General features: G+C 64.3%; 20 protein-coding genes and 1 tRNA gene. 19 read left to right on the top strand and 2 right to left on the bottom strand.

What is annotated here, in order from left to right:
- The first annotated feature begins 26 nt into the window (after positions 1 to 26).
- Together Cte04_RS01845 and Cte04_RS01840 are read left to right on the top strand one after the other, a co-directional pair.
- Positions 27 to 845 (top strand): TatD family hydrolase, encoded by an 819-nt coding sequence (locus Cte04_RS01845; protein WP_066470805.1) that lies wholly within the window; start codon positions 27 to 29, stop codon positions 843 to 845.
- Positions 842 to 1,585 (top strand): ankyrin repeat domain-containing protein, encoded by a 744-nt coding sequence (locus Cte04_RS01840; RefSeq protein ID WP_066470802.1) that lies wholly within the window; start codon positions 842 to 844, stop codon positions 1,583 to 1,585. The genes Cte04_RS01845 and Cte04_RS01840 overlap by 4 nt, the downstream gene beginning before the upstream one ends.
- Positions 1,586 to 1,669: 84 nt before the next feature.
- Here the strand turns inward: Cte04_RS01840 and msbA are convergent, their stop codons facing one another.
- Complete coding sequence (msbA, locus tag Cte04_RS01835) at positions 1,670 to 3,583, bottom strand: lipid A export permease/ATP-binding protein MsbA (protein ID WP_083526441.1); 1,914 nt, start codon at positions 3,581 to 3,583, stop codon at positions 1,670 to 1,672.
- 351 nt (positions 3,584 to 3,934) lie between these two features.
- Between msbA and tolB the strand changes: the two genes are divergently transcribed.
- From tolB to terL, 13 genes are all read left to right on the top strand, one after another.
- Entirely contained in the window at positions 3,935 to 5,254 is a 1,320-nt protein-coding gene (tolB, locus tag Cte04_RS01830) for a Tol-Pal system beta propeller repeat protein TolB (RefSeq protein WP_066470801.1), read from the top strand.
- Positions 5,255 to 5,314: 60 nt separating this feature from the next.
- Entirely contained in the window at positions 5,315 to 5,842 is a 528-nt protein-coding gene (pal, locus tag Cte04_RS01825) for a peptidoglycan-associated lipoprotein Pal (protein WP_066470799.1), read from the top strand.
- Positions 5,842 to 6,603 (top strand): tol-pal system protein YbgF, encoded by a 762-nt coding sequence (gene ybgF / locus Cte04_RS01820; RefSeq protein ID WP_066470793.1) that lies wholly within the window; start codon positions 5,842 to 5,844, stop codon positions 6,601 to 6,603. Before pal ends, ybgF begins: the two co-directional genes overlap by 1 nt.
- Entirely contained in the window at positions 6,603 to 7,436 is an 834-nt protein-coding gene (locus Cte04_RS01815; protein WP_066470790.1) for a tRNA threonylcarbamoyladenosine dehydratase, read from the top strand. Before ybgF ends, Cte04_RS01815 begins: the two co-directional genes overlap by 1 nt.
- A gap of 55 nt (positions 7,437 to 7,491) precedes the next feature.
- Positions 7,492 to 7,567, top strand: a tRNA-Lys gene (locus Cte04_RS01810).
- 188 nt (positions 7,568 to 7,755) lie between these two features.
- On the top strand, positions 7,756 to 8,169 hold the full coding sequence (locus Cte04_RS01805; RefSeq protein ID WP_066470788.1) for a RuvC family protein: 414 nt from the start codon (positions 7,756 to 7,758) through the stop codon (positions 8,167 to 8,169).
- Positions 8,166 to 8,357 carry a hypothetical protein gene (locus Cte04_RS01800; protein ID WP_066470782.1) on the top strand — a complete coding sequence of 64 codons (192 nt, stop codon included), beginning with the start codon at positions 8,166 to 8,168 and terminating at the stop codon, positions 8,355 to 8,357. The genes Cte04_RS01805 and Cte04_RS01800 overlap by 4 nt, the downstream gene beginning before the upstream one ends.
- Complete coding sequence (locus tag Cte04_RS01795; protein ID WP_066470781.1) at positions 8,354 to 8,827, top strand: DUF1367 family protein; 474 nt, start codon at positions 8,354 to 8,356, stop codon at positions 8,825 to 8,827. The genes Cte04_RS01800 and Cte04_RS01795 overlap by 4 nt, the downstream gene beginning before the upstream one ends.
- Positions 8,824 to 9,279 carry a hypothetical protein gene (locus tag Cte04_RS01790; RefSeq protein WP_066470780.1) on the top strand — a complete coding sequence of 152 codons (456 nt, stop codon included), beginning with the start codon at positions 8,824 to 8,826 and terminating at the stop codon, positions 9,277 to 9,279. Before Cte04_RS01795 ends, Cte04_RS01790 begins: the two co-directional genes overlap by 4 nt.
- A gap of 4 nt (positions 9,280 to 9,283) precedes the next feature.
- Entirely contained in the window at positions 9,284 to 9,706 is a 423-nt protein-coding gene (locus Cte04_RS01785; protein ID WP_245633252.1) for a hypothetical protein, read from the top strand.
- Complete coding sequence (locus Cte04_RS01780) at positions 9,685 to 10,338, top strand: putative metallopeptidase (protein ID WP_217997560.1); 654 nt, start codon at positions 9,685 to 9,687, stop codon at positions 10,336 to 10,338. Before Cte04_RS01785 ends, Cte04_RS01780 begins: the two co-directional genes overlap by 22 nt.
- Before the next feature lie 13 nt (positions 10,339 to 10,351).
- Positions 10,352 to 10,837, top strand: a complete 486-nt coding sequence (locus Cte04_RS01775) for a DUF2280 domain-containing protein (protein WP_066470757.1) — start codon at positions 10,352 to 10,354, stop codon at positions 10,835 to 10,837.
- A complete protein-coding gene (gene terL / locus Cte04_RS01770) occupies positions 10,818 to 12,239 on the top strand; it encodes a phage terminase large subunit (protein WP_066470755.1) in 1,422 nt (473 codons plus the stop codon). The genes Cte04_RS01775 and terL overlap by 20 nt, the downstream gene beginning before the upstream one ends.
- 3 nt (positions 12,240 to 12,242) lie before the next feature.
- Here terL and Cte04_RS01765 read toward each other — a convergent pair whose 3' ends face one another.
- Positions 12,243 to 12,623, bottom strand: a complete 381-nt coding sequence (locus tag Cte04_RS01765; protein WP_157081786.1) for a hypothetical protein — start codon at positions 12,621 to 12,623, stop codon at positions 12,243 to 12,245.
- Between the two features lie 248 nt (positions 12,624 to 12,871).
- On the opposite strand from Cte04_RS01765, the gene Cte04_RS01760 reads away from it, so the two are divergent.
- The 4 genes from Cte04_RS01760 (at position 12,872) to Cte04_RS01745 (ending at position 15,907) form a co-directional block, all read left to right on the top strand.
- Positions 12,872 to 14,236, top strand: a complete 1,365-nt coding sequence (locus Cte04_RS01760) for an anti-CBASS protein Acb1 family protein (protein WP_066470753.1) — start codon at positions 12,872 to 12,874, stop codon at positions 14,234 to 14,236.
- Between the two features lie 40 nt (positions 14,237 to 14,276).
- A complete protein-coding gene (locus Cte04_RS01755) occupies positions 14,277 to 14,984 on the top strand; it encodes a hypothetical protein (protein WP_157081785.1) in 708 nt (235 codons plus the stop codon).
- A 193-nt stretch (positions 14,985 to 15,177) separates the two neighbouring features.
- Positions 15,178 to 15,540, top strand: a complete 363-nt coding sequence (locus Cte04_RS01750; protein ID WP_066470747.1) for a hypothetical protein — start codon at positions 15,178 to 15,180, stop codon at positions 15,538 to 15,540.
- A gap of 76 nt (positions 15,541 to 15,616) precedes the next feature.
- Complete coding sequence (locus tag Cte04_RS01745; protein WP_174522870.1) at positions 15,617 to 15,907, top strand: hypothetical protein; 291 nt, start codon at positions 15,617 to 15,619, stop codon at positions 15,905 to 15,907.

Here is a 15,907-nt window from a genome sequence, read left to right as displayed (position 1 = left end):
GCAGCCGCGCAGAGGGGCCAATTTCTATGTTTACAGATTCCCACTGCCACCTGAACTTCCCTGAGCTGAGCGCCAACCTGGCGCAGATCCGCGAGGCCATGGCCGCCGCCAGGGTCACGCGTGCGCTGTGCATCTGCACGACGATGGAAGAGTTCGGCGAGGTGCACCAGCTGGCGCTGGACTATGACAACTTCTGGGCCACGGTGGGCGTGCATCCGGATACCGAGGACATGACCGAGCCCAGCGTGCAGGACCTGGTCGAGCGCGCGGCCCTGCCGCGCGTGGTGGCCATCGGCGAGACCGGGCTGGACTACTACGGCATGGAAGACCGCAAGGGCGGCCGCTCGGTTGCCGATCTGGAATGGCAGCGCGAGCGCTTTCGCACCCATATCCGCGCGGGCCAGATCGCGCACAAGCCGCTGGTCATCCATACGCGCAGCGCCTCGGAAGACACCCTGGCCATTCTGCGCGAATGCGGCGAGGCCGACAGCGCCACCCAGGCCGGCGGCGTGTTCCACTGCTTCACCGAGACGGCCGAAGTGGCGCGCGCCGGGCTGGACATGGGCTACTACATCTCGCTGTCGGGCATCGTGACCTTCAAGAGCGCCCAGCACCTGCGCGACGTGGCGGCCTTCGTGCCGCTGGACCGCCTGCTGATCGAGACCGACAGTCCCTATCTCGCGCCCGTGCCCTACCGCGGAAAGACCAACAATCCTTCCTACGTGCCCTTCGTGGCGCAGCAGATTGCCCAGGTGCGCGGCATTTCCGTGGAGGAAGTGGCCGAGGCCACCAGTGCCAACTTCGACCGCCTGTTCAAGGGCGTGACTGCAGGAGGGAGTGCATGAAGCCGTCTGCGGCCTTGTTCACGGCAGGAACGTCGAGCCGTCAAAGCCTGGCCCGCCGCCAGGGCCTGCTGCGCCTGGGCGCGCTGGCGCTGGGGGTCGGCGGTTTCCCGGGCGCGGCCTGGGCCGGCGACTACGACGATTATTCGCGCGCGCTGGTCAGCGACAACGTGAGCCTGATGATCAACCTGATCTTCAGGGGCTTCAATCCCAACACCTTGGATTCGCGCGGGCGCCCGGGGCTGGTCTCGGCCCTGCACCAGGATGCGCTCAAGGTGTTCGACGTGCTGCTCAAGTCGCCGGGCGTGGACGTGAACCTGGCATCGCGCCAGAACGAGACGCCGCTGATGATGGCCTGCATCAAGGGCCATCTGGACATTGCCAGGGAGCTCATCAGGCGCGGGGCCGACGTGAACCGCGAAGGCTGGGCGCCGCTGCACTATGCGGCCTCCGCCGATACGCCGCAGACGCTGGACATCGTCAAGCTGCTGCTGGAGGAGAGCGCCTATATCGATGCGGCCTCGCCCAACGGCACCACGCCGCTGATGCTCGCCGCCCAGTACAGCAGCGAGGCCGTGGTCAGGCTGCTGCTGCAGGAGGGCGCCGATGTGGTGCTGCGCAACCAGCGCGGCTTCACGGCCGTGGATTTCGCCAGGCTGGCGGACCGCCGGTACATGGTCGACCTGCTGAACAAGGCCTTGCAGGCCGAGCGCCGCACCCAGGCGCCGCGCGGTAGCTGGTAAATTCCATAGCGGCTTGCGCGCATGAAAAAAGGACTTCAGGGAGGATAAACCCTGAAGTCCTTTGTCTTTGTGCGCAAGTTGCTCCTATTCTTGCTGCGGCTTGTTCGTTGCGGCGCCGGGCCGGGCGGCCGGGCGGATCTGGGAATGCAGGCGCGCATACAGGCCGTCCATGGCCATCAGTTCGGCATGCGTGCCTTGCTCGGCGATCTGGCCGCGCTCCATGACCACCACGCGGTCGGCATGTTCGATGGTGGACAGGCGGTGGGCGATCACCAGCGTGGTGCGGCCCTGCATCAGGCGGTTCAGGGCTTCCTGCACCAGGCGCTCGGACTCGTTGTCCAGCGCCGAGGTGGCTTCATCCAGGATCAGTATGGGCGCGTTCTTGTAGAGCGCGCGCGCGATGGCCAGGCGCTGGCGCTGGCCGCCCGAGAGCTGGCTGGCGTTGTGGCCCACCAGCGTGTGCATGCCCTGGGGCAGGTTCTGGACAAAACCCTTCAGGTTGGCGGCATCCAGCGCGGCCCAGACGCGGGCCTCGTCCACCTCGGCGCCCAGTGCCACGTTGGCGGCCACGCTGTCGTTGAGCATGACCACGTCCTGGCTGACCATGGCGAACTGGCGGCGCAGCGCATCCAGGTCCCATTCGGGCAAGTCCACGCCGTCCAGCAGAATCCGGCCGCCGGTGGGCGACAGAAAACGCGGCAGCAGATTGACCAGCGTGGTCTTGCCGGCACCCGAGGGGCCGACCAGGGCCACCACCTCGCCGGCCCTGACCGTGAGGTTCAGGTGCGAGAGCGCGGGAGCCTTGTCCTCGCCGAACTGCACGGTCACGTCGTGCAGGGCCAGGTTGCCGCTGACCCTGGCGGCGGGCTGGTAGCTGCCCCCTTGCTCGTTGACCGAGCCTTCGAGCAGGTGCAGGCCGCGCTCCAGCGCCGCCACGCCGCGCGTGATGGGATTGGCCACATCGGCCATGCGGCGGATAGGGGCGATCAGCATCAGCATGGCCGAGATGAAGGCCGCAAAGCTGCCCACGGTCACATCCTTGACACTGGAGGCCGCCTCCGAAGCCTCGCGGCTTTGCCACAGCGCGATGCACAGGATGACGGACAGGGCCACGGCGGCCAGCACCTGGGTCAGCGGCGTCATGGCGGCCGAGGCGATGGTGGCCTTGGTATTGAGGCCGCGCAGGCGCGAGCTCAAGGCACTGAAGCGCGACTGCTGCGAGGCCTGGGCGCCGTGCAGGCGCACCATGCGGTGGGCCAGCACGTTTTCCTCGACCACATAGGCCAGCTCGTCGGTGGCTTCCTGGCTGGACTTGGTGATGCGGTACAGGCGGCGCGACAGCGTCTTCATGATCCAGGCCACCCCCGGCACCATCACGGCCACGATCAGCGTCAGCTGCCAGTTCAGGTAGATCAGATAGCCCAGCAGCGCGATCAGCGTGAAGCCGTCGCGCGAGATGCTCATCATGGCCTGCACCAGCTGCTGCGCGCCGGTCTGCACCTCGTAAACCACGGTGTTGGAGAGCGAGGAGGCCGACTGGCGCGAGAACAGGCCCATGTCAGCCGCCAGCAGGCGCTCGAACAGGCTTTTGCGCAGCGCCAGCATGCCGTCGTTGGTGATGCGCGCCAGCGCGTACTGGCCAGCAAACTGGGCCAGGCCGCGGATGATGAAGATGCCGATCAGGAACACCGGTACGGTCCACAGCGGCAGCGAACCCTGGGTGAAGCCGCTGTCCAGCAGCGGCTTGAGCAGGGCCGGCATGGCCGGTTCGGTCGCCGCGCCCACCAGCGTGGCCGCAATGGCCAGCACCCAGGCCCAGCGCTGGCCCGAGAAATAGGGCGTCAGCCGCTTCAGGCGCTGGCCCAGCGGCAGGTCGGACGCCGCCGTGGCATGCGGAATATGGGGGGCGGCCTGGGGCGCCGGGCCGGCGCTGGCGGTCGTGCCGGGGGCGGCAGCCTCTGGAGGCGGCTCGGGCGGTGTGGACGAAGTGGCTTGCATAAGCGCGAGATTCTAGGCGCTGGGCGGGCGGCGCTGCGCAGGCCGGGCCGTTTGCCTGCGGCGCGCAGAAGCACTAAGCTTGCGGCTTTTCAGGCGTTGCACCGCAATGCGGTTTCATGAAAGCGGCCACCAGGGCTCCGGAATGTGTGGTGCCACGATGGCCGCGCCAAAGCCGTATCCGGTCCGCCCGCGCATGCCGCAGGCCCTTGCTGCAAGCGGATTCCGTCCGACTTGACAAAGGCCTGATGGATCACCCTACTGTGCACAGTCTTACATCATGATGCATCCAGTATGTGTAACATGCGCGCTTGTGTATGTGCCGGGCTTGCCCGACGTTTTTGATGGCTGCCAATGACTGTTGAACGACTACCATCCCTCTCTCCTAGCGCCACAGGATTGCGCGCCTCGCGTCGCACCGTACTGGCCGCACTTGCATCTTCACCGGCAATCCCCGCCCTGGCCCAGTTCAGGGTCGAAGTGACGGGCGTGGGCCTGACCCAGCTGCCGATTGCCATTGCGCCTTTCAAGGGAGAGGGCCAGTCGCCCCAGAAGATTTCCGCCATCATCCAGGCCGACCTGGAGCGCAGCGGCCAGTTCCGCGGCGTGGATGCCTCGGGCAGCCAGCTGGACGAATCCTCCCGCCCCGACGTGGCCATGTGGAAGCAAAAGGGCGCCGACTCGCTGGCCGTGGGCAGCGTGACGCGCCTGGCCGACGGCCGCTACGACGTGCGTTTCCGCCTGTGGGACGTGGTGCGCGGCCAGGACCTGGGCGGACAGGGCTTTGCCGTCACCACGGGCGACCTGCGCCTGGTGGCCCACCGCATCGCCGACTACATCTATGAAAAGCTCACGGGCGAGAAGGGCATCTTCTCCACCCGCATCGCCTACGTGACCAAGGCGGGTGCGCACTACCGCCTGTGGGTGGCCGATGCCGACGGCGAGAATGCCCAGTCGGCGCTGTCCAGTCCCGAACCCATCATTTCTCCGGCCTGGGCGCCCAACGGCACGCAACTGGCCTATGTGTCGTTCGAGTCGCGCAAGCCCGTGGTCTATGTGCACGACGTGGCCAGCGGCCATCGCCGCCTGGTGGCCAACTTCCGCGGCTCCAACAGCGCTCCGGCCTGGTCGCCCGACGGCCAGACGCTGGCCGTGACGCTGAGCCGCGATGGCGGCTCCCAGCTGTACCTGATCAGCGCGCAGGGCGGCGAACCGCGCCGCCTCATGCAAAGCAGCGGCATCGACACTGAGCCATGCTTTTCCAGCGACGGCCGCACCATCTACTTCGTCAGCGACCGCGGCGGCGCACCCCAGATTTACAAGGTCTCGTCTTCGGGCGGCGGCGCAGAGCGCGTGACCTTCACCGGCAGCTACAACATCTCGCCAGCCATCAGCCCCGACGGCAAATGGCTGGCCTATGTCTCGCGCGTCGGCGGTGCCTTCAAGCTGCAGGTCATGGATCTGGCCACGGGAACCGTGAATTCCGTCACCGACACCACAGCCGACGAAAGCCCGAGCTTCGCGCCCAACAGCCGACTCATCGTCTACGCCACCATCCAGGGCGGCCGCGAGGCGCTCATGACCACCACGCTGGACGGCAAGATCAAGGCGCGGCTGGCAGGGCAGGGTGGAGACATTCGCGAGCCCGACTGGGGCCCGTTCCAGAAACGCTGATTCTTTTTTGCTTTCCCTCTACACAGTGTGATGTCCGCAAGGACCTATCGGAGAAATCCCATGATTACCTTCAAACGTCTTTCCCTGGCTCTGGCCGTGACGGCTCTGGTTGCCGGTTGCAGCTCGGGCGTGAAGCTCGACGACAAGCCCGTTGACGGCTCGCTGACCAGCCAGGGCGCCGGCGGCGCAGGCACTTCGCAAAGCGGCGTGTCCGGTGTGGACCTGACCGGTTCCGCCGCCGACAAGGCCGGTCCCCAGGGCGTGAGCCGCATCGTGTACTTCGACTTCGACAGCTACGTGGTTCGCCCCGAAGCCCAGCCCCAGATCGAAGCCCATGCCAAGTTCATCAAGTCCCATCCCGGCTCCAAGGTGCAACTGGAAGGCCATACCGACGAGCGCGGCGGCCGCGAGTACAACCTGGCCCTGGGCCAAAAGCGTGCCGAGGCCGTGCGCCGTGCGCTGGGCCTGCTGGGCGTGAACGATGCCCAGATGGAAGCCGTCAGCTACGGCAAGGAAAAGCCCGCTGCAGAAGGCCATAGCGAAGACGCTTACGCCCAGAACCGCCGCGTTGAAATCTCCTACCGTTGATGATGAAGCAGGCTTCGTTGATTCTTCGTCACGTATCGCTGCGCCCGCTGCTGGCAGCCGGCCTGCTGGCCGGCTATGCGGTGAGTTCGCAGGCTGCCCTGTTCGGTGATGACGAGGCGCGCCGCGCCATCATCGAACTGCGCCAGCGCCTGGACAGCCTGCAGCAGTCCCAGGAGCAGACGCGCCGCAGCCTGCTGGATCTGCAGTCGCAGATCGAGATGCTCAAGGCCGACCAGGCCAAGCTGCGCGGCCAGAACGAGCAGCTCATGCGCGACTCGGCGGAGCTGCAGCGGGGCCAGAAGGATCTGGCCAAGGGCATGGACGAGCGTCTGCGCCAGTTCGAGCCCACGCCGGTGAACGTCGACGGCCAGGAATTCAACGCCGATCCCAACGAGAAGCGCGAATACGAGGACGCCCTGGCGCAGTTCCGCAGCGGCAAGTTCCCCGAAGCGGGAGCGGCCTTCGCGGCCTTCCTGCGCCAGTGGCCCAAGAGCGGCTATACGCCTTCGGCGCGCTTCTGGCTGGGCAATTCGCAGTACGCCACGCGCGACTACAAGAATGCCATCGGCAACTTCCGCTCCATCCTGACCAATGCGCCCATGCACGCGCGCGCACCCGAGGCTGCCTTGTCCATCGCCAACTGCCAGGTGGAACTCAAGGACACCAAGGCAGCGCGCAAGACGCTGGAAGAGCTGATCCAGGCCTATCCGAACTCGGAAGCCGCAGCCAACGCCAAGAGCCGGCTGGCGACCCTGAAGTGATGCCCGATACCTTGACCGAGAACGGCATGACAGCGCCTGAACCAGGCGCTGTTTTTTCTATGGGGGCTGCGGATCTGCAGCGCCGCTTCGGCGGCCTGGAGCGCCTGTACGGCGTGCAGGGCGCAGCCAACATCCGCGGCTCCCATGTCGTCGTGGTCGGAGTGGGTGGCGTGGGTTCCTGGACTGCTGAAGCGCTCGCACGTAGCGGCGTGGGGCGGCTGACGCTGATCGACATGGACCATGTGGCCGAGTCCAACATCAATCGCCAGATCCATGCGCTGACCGATACCGTCGGGCAAGCCAAGATCGAAGCCATGCGCGAGCGCATTGCGCAGATCAATCCCGCCTGCCAGGTCACTTGCATAGACGAGTTCGTGGATGCCGACAACTGGCCCGCGCTGCTGCCAAGCGGTGTCGATGCCGTGGTCGATGCCTGCGATCAGGTCCGTGCCAAGGCGGCGATGGCCGCCCATGCGCGGAAAAACAGGCTGTGCTTCATCTCCGTAGGTGCCGCGGGGGGCAAGCGTCTGGCGCATCTGGTCGATATCTCCGACCTGAGCGCGACCACGCACGACCCGCTGCTCGCCCAGTTGCGTTACCGTCTGCGCAAGGAGTATGGTGCGCCCAAGGATGGCAAGCGCATGGATGTGACCTGTGTCTTCAGCCGTGAAGCCGTGGCACCGCCCGACGCCTCATGCGCGATCGAGGGCGACGGTACGCTCAACTGCCATGGCTATGGCTCCACGGTGGCTGTGACTGCTACCTTCGGCCAGTGTGCGGCCGGCTGGATCATGGAAAAAATCAGCCGCAGGTCCATGGACGGGCAAAAATAGTATTACAATAACGCCATTCCGTTGATGAGGCAACAACTTCATTGATGCGAAGGTCGGGTCTTTAGCTCAGTCGGTAGAGCAGCGGACTTTTAATCCGTTGGTCGCGAGTTCGAATCTCGCAGGACCCACCAAAGAATACTGAAAAGAATCAAGCCCTTGCGCAAAAAGCGCCAGGGCTTTTTTCTTGTCTGCTGTTCCGCATTTTCGGGGTTGTTCCGCAATTCAGCCAGCAGGTTTCACCTTTTTCTGACCTTGTGGCGGATGTATTTGGCCGTGGTGGCCTGGGTCGTGTGCCCAAGCAACGCCTGACCTGCCGACAATGCCCGTCCCTGGCGCCGGGCCCAAGGCGCTGGTGAAGCGCAAGATCGACGGCCGCGCGCTGTGCCAGCTGCTGCTCAAGCACTGCCCGTCCAGCGAAGGCAAGCCCACGGCCGTGCTGGAGAAGGTGAACACCATGGGCGGCGCCAACAACGCAGTGCAGACGCAGGGCAGCCTGATGCGCAGCCTGGGCGCGATCGAGAGCGTGCTCGAGTGCCTGGGATATCCGCTGCAGTACGTGGCGCCGCAGTCCTGGAAGCGGTCGTTCAACCTTCTCGGGCGCGAGAAAACCGACTCCTTGGACGCCGCGCGCCGGCTGTATCCGGCCGCTGCCGGCGACCTGAGCCGCCAGAAGGACCACAACCGCGCCGAAGCGGTGCTGCTGGCCCACTGGGGCCGGGGAGAGCTGGCATGACCGTCACACTGCTCTGGTGGCATATGCCCGCGTTCCTGACCCTGGTGTGGGTGGTCCTGTGTTTCTGGCCCGTTGCTGGCGGCAACAGCGTTTTCGACAGTATCGGCCGCTGCCTGGGCATCGCCGCTGGCCTGGTGGTGCTGCTGCTGATCTGGGTGCTGGCCATGGCCTGGAGGATCCTGGCATGAGCCGCCTCGTCATCACCAAGGGTCAGGACGGCAAGCTCTGCGGGCTGGATCCGGCCGGCCAGCGTGCCTATGCGAAGTGGCGCCGGGCCGTTACCGAGCTGGCGCCTGGCCAGACCCTGGGCTTTTCCTTCTGGCTGCCCCGGTGCCCGGAGCACCACCGCTTCTTCTTCCTGCGCATCAACCGCCTGCTGGACCGCACGGAGGCCTTTGACGACGCCACCAAGCTGCGCCACTGGCTCCTGATCGGCGCCGGCCACTGCGATTTCGTACCCGGAACCGATGGCAAGCCCAACGCGATCCCCAAGAGCATGGACTTCGAGTCCATGGACGAGGCGGATTTCTGCGAGCTGCAACGCTCCGTTGACGCCTTTCTGTGGACTCTGCACGCCCAGGCCGTTCTGTGGCCTGCCCTCGACGCCGATCAGCGCTGGGCCTGCATGGAGAGCTTTTTCGGGGAGTTTGAACGATGAAGACCGCACGCAAACACCGCCGGGTGCCCGTGGGCCTGCCCAAATTCTGGCGCCCGAAGCTGGCCGAGGGCGTGAAGCTGGACGCCAAGCTGATCCATCACGACCTGGTGCATCGCTTGGAGACGGGCGCGGCCACGGTGGCGGATCTGTGGGACTGGATGGAGACCGGCTACACCTACAGCCAGATGTTCCGCTTGCTGCAGGAGGATGGCGTGGAGCTGACGCAGGAAGCCGAAGCGGCCGTGGCGGCCCAGCTCAACACCTACGAGCCAGTCTGCAAGCGGCTGCGCGAGTGGCGCAAGGTCCAGCTGACAAAGCCGGAGCTGGAAATCGCAAGGCTGGCCACGCAGGTGTTCGATGGCCTGCTGGACCTGGACCGCAACGGTATCGCCCAGGCCGCGGCCGAATGGTCCATGCGGCAGATGGCCCAGATCCGGGGTGCCCTTGCATAACGGAATGGGAGCACACCAGGGCATGGGCGGCAGCGAATTCCAGTTCGACCTCTTCGACAGCCGGGCGGCGCTGGAGGAGCTGCGCGCGGACGTGGCCGAGGCAGAGCTGGACCCGCCCATCGTCCATAGCATCGTGCGGGCCGACGAAGCCCAGGCCCTGCAGGTGACGGGGCCCACCTCGGTATTCGACCTGGCCATGACCGGTTTGCGGATGCGCACGGCGCTCAGCGCACCAGAGAAGAGCCGCAACGTGAAAGTGGTCACGCGCGCGGAAGGCGTGGTGCGGTGCCAGGTGGTCCGGTTCGCGGAGACGGAAGAGGGCCAGGAGAAGGAGCGCCAGCGCAGGGTGCGGCAGATCGTGCCCCGGGCGCGCAAGCAGACATTCAGGATGAAGAACAGCAGGATATGGGACGACAAGCAGACATGAAGCGCCTGCGGCCGATGCCGCCCGCGGGGCTGGGCGATCTCTCCGGAGAGGACCCTCACACCACCATCGTGCCGGCGCAGGGCCTGGGCCCATGGGTGCAGGACACATTCATCCGCGAGGGCGGGACCCTTTTCAACCCCGACCACCAGCACCTGGCCACGGCTGATCTGGAATTCCTCTGGGCGGCCAGCGCCTTTGCGAAGCAGGGCAGGACAGTGCTGGGCCAGGCCGAAGAGGTCATGTTCCGGGCCGGCGGCTGGCAGAAGGAGCGCCAGGAGCAGCAGATGCTGCAGTGGTTCGGGCACATCCCCAAATTTCTGATCACGCTGGCGGCCGACTACTGCGCCCAGGCCAGCGATGCGGACTTCTGCGCCCTGGTGGAGCACGAGCTGTATCACGTGGGGCAGAAGAGGGATGACTTTGGCGCACCGGCATTCACGCGGGACGGGTTGCCCAAGTTGGGCATTCGTGGCCACGACGTGGAAGAGTTCCTGGGCGTGGTGAAGCGCTACGGCGTGGGCGACACCGGCGGCGCCATCGCGCAGCTGGCCGGCCTGGCGCGCGGCACACCGGAGGTCAGCAGGGCGTCGATCGCTGGCGCGTGTGGAACTTGCCTGCTGCGTGCGGCTTGACTCGGGGGGGACGATGGCAGTTTTGAAAGACGACGTGAAGCTGGCGATTGTCCAGGCGCTGGCATGCTTCGATACACCGTCGCAGGTGGCCGAGCAGGTCAAGCAGGAATTCGGGATCGTGCTGGCACGCCAGCAGGTGGCTGGCTACGACCCGACCAAGCCCAGCGGCAAGAATTTGAGCCAGAAGCTGCGGGAGGTGTTCAGCCGCACGCGCGAAGCCTTCCTGGCCGATATCTCCACCATTCCCATTGCCCAGCAGGCTTACCGGCTGCGGGTGCTCCAGCGCAACCTCGAGCGGGCCGACAGCCGGGGCAACGCCGCCATGGTCTCCACACTGCTGGAGCAGGCTGCCAAGGAACTGGGCGGGGCCTTCACCAACAAGCGCGAGCTCACGGGCAAGGATGGGCAGCCCCTGGCCGTGGCCAGCACCAACGTACACACCGCAGTCACACCGGAGCAGCTGAAGGAGGTCGTGGAGAGTGTCCAGGCCAAGTTTTAGCCCCGCCGAGCGCCTGGCTGCCGTCGGCTGGGCGCGTGAAGACCTGTATTCGTTCTCCCGCTGGATGTTCCTCCAGCGCAAGGGCTTCCTCTGGCGCAGGGCCATGCACCACGCCATGATCTGCGACGCCCTCATGCGGGTCTTCAACGGCGAATGCAAGCGGCTGATCATCAACATGCCGCCCCGGTATTCCAAGACCGAGCTGGCCGTGGTGAACTTCATCGCCTGGGCCTTTGGCAAGGTGCCCGATGCGGAATTCATCCACTGCAGCTACAGCACGCCGCTGGCCGTCAACAACAGCACGCAGGTGCGCAATCTGGTCCAGCATGAGGCCTTCGCCGAGGTATTCCCCGAGCTGCGGCTGGCCACCGATGCGGGTTCGCACTGGAAGACCACGGACGGCGGCGTGATGTACGCCACGGGCACGGGCGGCACGATCACGGGCTTTGGCGCGGGCAAGCATCGCGATGGCTTCGGCGGCGCCATCATCATCGACGACCCTCACAAGGCGGACGAGGCCAAGTCGGACACCATCCGCAAAGGCGTAATCGACTGGTTCCAGAACACCCTGGAGAGCCGCAAGAACAGCCCGGACACGCCCATCATCGTCATCATGCAGCGCCTGCACGAGGATGACCTGGCCGGCTGGCTGCTGGGCGACCGTGGCAAGGACGGCAACGGCCCGCCAGTACCGGGCGGCAACGGCGAAGTCTGGGAGCAGCTGCGCCTGTCGGCGTGGATCGGCAACGATGAAGCGCCGCTCTGGCCCGAGAAGCATAGTGCCGAGGAGCTGCGGCGCATGGAGAAGGCCAACCCCTATGTGTTCGCCGGCCAGTACCGGCAGCTGCCTGCGCCCCCTGAGGGTGGCGTGATCAAGCCGGACCTGATGCCCATCGTGGACGCCATCCCGGGCACCGTGGTGGAGTGGTGCCGCGGCTGGGACCTGGGCGCCTCCGGCGATGGTGACTACACGGCGGGAGCCAAGGTCGGGCGGCTGGCCGATGGCCGCTACATCATTGCCGACGTGAAGCGGGAGCAGTTCGAGACCAACCTGCGGGACCAGCTCATCAAGAACACCGCCATGGCCGATGGCCGCCTGCTCAAGCAGAGCCTGCCGCAGGACCCCGGCCAGGCCGGCAAGTCCCAGGTGCTGGCCTTCGCCAAGCTGCTGGCCGGCCACAACGTGCACTTCAGCCCGGAATCAGGCGACAAGGTGACGCGGGCCACGCCCTTGGCCAGCCAGATCAACGCCGGCAACGTGCTGCTGCTCAAGGGTGCCTGGAACACCCCGTTCATCGACGAGTGCCGGCTGTTCCCCTTTGGGAAATATGATGACCAGGTCGACGGGGCTGCGCGAGGGTTCAATGGGTTGCTGCAGCCAACCGTTGGCATATTTACTTAAGATCTAGTCAATCGAGAGAATATTGAACTCCACCTTGTCAGGATTTGGCCAATCATGGCCGTTAGCCATTGATTCATAGAAGGCAGAGCTTTCATACGCTGCTTGTAGTTCATATTTAAGACGGTGTACATAGTCTTCGTTTTTCACGTAAACGGTAGCGTTTCTTGGGACGGAGAGTGTATCGACTTTATGTCTCCATTCGCGCTCCCAAGTAAAATCTATTTTTGATTTTCCTACAGGTTCGTAAGTCACATGACGCCACTCGATCGTTTTATTTAGAAGATTAAACTCTTTGAGACCTTGATAGATCACAGGCCTCCCGCCTTCAGAGTAAATTTGCTCTTTACTAAACTGAACGCCAAATGGTTTGTATTTGACATTCATTTCATGAAAAAATTTAGATGGTGTTTCAGTGAAGCATACGCACCTGTGTTTTCCCATTATGTAGCCGGTTCCGCCAATTAATGTTTCTTCTAATAGGATTTTTTTAGTATGCCGAATGCAGCTTCATCTGACTCCCCTTTGGTCCAATGAACTAGAAACTGCGAGATATCTCCGCGCGCCATCTCATTCCCTCCTTTATGTAGAGGGAGATTGTCTGTCAGGAGTAGAGCTCCCTAGCATGCGATGGCATGCCCGAGATCATCACCAACACCCTTGAACTCTCCCGCGCTCGCCAGGAGTTCCTAGGCTCCCTGGGCCTGGATGCCAAGCGCCCCACGGCCTGGACGCAGTACGGCTATCCTGAGCATGTCACCTTCGAACTGCTCTATGCCGCCTACGAGCGGGGCGGCGCTGGCCATGGTGCTGTGCACCGCCTGCTCGACAAGTGCTGGGAGAAGTTGCCGCGCATCAAGAAGCCCGAGAGCGACAGCGAGACGCCCTGGGAGAAGAAGGTCCGCAAGCTGTTGCGCGACGTGCGGGTCATGGCCAAGCTCAAGGACCTGGACCGACGCAACCTGATCGGGCGCTATGCCGCCGTGATCTACCGTGTGGCCGACAACAAGTCGCTGGACCAGCCGCTGGAGCGCGCTGCGAAGCTGGTTGACCTGATCCCGCTCTTCGAGAACCAGCTCAAGGTCACCAAGTGGAACATCGACCAGAACGCCGAGAACTACGGCACGCCGGCCATGTTCCAGTACCGGAAGCTGCCGCCTCCTGACTCGGACACCCAGGGCAAACCAGAGGAATGGGCCGACGTGCACCCCAGCCGCGTGCAGATCCTCGCCGAAGGATCGGTGGGGGACTTCTTCGACGGCATCCCGCTGCTGCGCGCCGGCTTCAATCGTCTGATGGACCTGGACAAGATTTCAGGCGGCTCGGGCGAGAGCTATCTCAAAAACAGCTCGCGCACGATCGTCTTCAAGTACGAAGCGGGTGCCGCGCCGCAGGCAATCCCCGGACCTGATGGGAAAGAACCGACTTCGGTGCGGGAGGCCCACGAGACGCAGGCGCGAGCGTTGAACCGCAGCACCGACGCCGCCATCGTGATGCAGGGCGGCGATGCGACCACACTGCAGACATCGATCAGCGATCCCACCGGGCCGTGGACTGTGGCTGCCAATGAGTTTGCAGCATCTGTGCGCCTTCCGTTCACCATCCTGTTCGGCCAGCAGACCGGGCGGCTGGCCAGCGACGAGGACAAGCAGGATTACGCCAACCGCTGTGCGAGCCGCCAGGAGTTCGAACTCACGCCCATGCTGGAGGAGTTCATCACCCGAATGCAGGCGGCCGGCATCATCGAGGCCGGGGATTTCGAGATCCAGTGGCCGCCGGTCAATGCCCCCACGGAGACCGACAAAGCCAACCTGCTGGGCAAGCTGACAGCAGCCATGCAGCAGGCCTTCCAGTCCGGCTTGACCGAACCGCTATTCGACGCCAACGAGCTGCGCGCCGTGATGGACTATGAAGAGCGGGCGGACGATGGCTTGCCGACCGAAGGCGATCCCGCCGTGGACCCGCTGCAGCAGGATGACAATGCGCCAGCCGCCGCGTAATCCGGCCATCCCGGGCACACCCCGGGACCGCACCGGCAGCATGCGCCTCCTGCGGGCCGCCCTGGCCGAAATCGACCGGCGCTGGGCCGGACTGACCCAGGAAGTGCTGGCCACCTTTGACAAGATCCCGGTCTATGCGCTGAACGACAGCGCGCCGCGGGTGGCTTACGGCATCACGCCGGCCGTGATGGACATCGTGATGCTCGAGCTGCAGGCAGCGCTCGATCGCTGGATTCAAAACGGCAAGGAACCCAAGGACGTTTTCTGGTGGGACCCGTTCGTCGAACAGGCCATGCAGCTGGGCACCGCCCAGACCGTGGCCAACCTCGGCAACCTGTCGTCCGTCTATGCCACAGCTCGCTCGCTGGATCAGGTCATCCGCAGCGAGCCGTATCAGATCCGGGTGGGCTTGGCCCGCATCAAGAGCTACGAGCACTGGACTGGCCTGCGTGCCGAGGGCCAGAGCCGCTTGGCGGCCATCATCGGCCGGGCCGTGGCCGAGAGCACCAATCCCCGTGCTGCCGCCAGACTGATCGAGGAGGGCCTGGGCGTGACCCGGGCCAAGGCGCGCCAGTACGCCCAGACCGACATTACCGACTCGCTGCGACAGGCCCGCTGGGCAGAGGCTGACGCCGCGCGCGAGGAAATGGGCATCCGCACGGGCATGCTGTGGACTTCAGCCCTGCTGCCCACACCAGGGCCACGCATGCGGCGCGCAATGGCCGCGTGTACTCGACGGACGAGGTGAGAGCGTTCTATGGCCGCGACGGCAATCGCTACAACTGCCACTGCGGGCAGACGGAGTGCCTGCTTGACGCCAATGGCAAGCCTATCCTGACAGAGCGCCTGCAGCGGACAATGGTTGCTGAGCGCGATGCTTGGCAGGGTACTTGACAGTCTATTTCTTGTAAACTAGATACAACTATTTACAAGAGGTGGTTATGGGGAAGTTAGGGGCGTCGTTCTTCATCTATTTCATTTTTTGCTCAGCATTGGCATTTTGGGACTTTGACTGGAATGCCGAGGATCCAAAAGGGTCCATTCGCAAGCAGACTTTTTACATGACGCTGGAGCAAAAGCGTGCCTATATCGCTGACTTGGATGTAATAGAAAGCGCAGGGGCCTTCGGTGGTCATCGTGGCAATTTTGTTCACGGGAAGGATGTTCCTGAGATTCACGATTTGGCCAATGACATTCGAGAGAAGCGCAATAAACCGCGAGTGAACTGGCCATCCAAGGGGTTCTGGAAGTCTATAGGTGACTTTTTCTGGAAGCCCGCCACACTATTTCTAGATAGATCCTGAAAATCAGCCCTCGACGATATCGAGGGCTTTTTCTTTGTCTCTCCCTAGCATGGCCTGCATCTTTATGAGGCAGACCATGGCAACAAAACGAGTCCACATCGTCAGCGCCGTCAACGCGGCCAACGTCAGCAAGACCGGCAATACCTACACCATCCGCGATGTCTGCGGCGCAGTCGACGACATTGTGATGAACCGCCGGCTCTATCCGGCCGACCAGCTCGCCGCCGGAGTCAAGACCCTGGAGGGCAAGCCGGCACCGGCCGGGCATCCGAAGAACAGCAAGGGCCAGCACATCAGCGCGGCCAACGGCGAGGCCCTGGCCACGGCCTGGATCGGTGCGTATTGCACGAATGATCGTCACGAGTGA

The organism is Comamonas terrae, assembly GCF_001544075.1.
Lineage (GTDB): Bacteria > Pseudomonadota > Gammaproteobacteria > Burkholderiales > Burkholderiaceae_C > Comamonas > Comamonas terrae.
The sequence above is the reverse complement of the archived record's forward strand: the minus strand, read 5'-3'. Positions and strand labels throughout refer to the sequence as shown.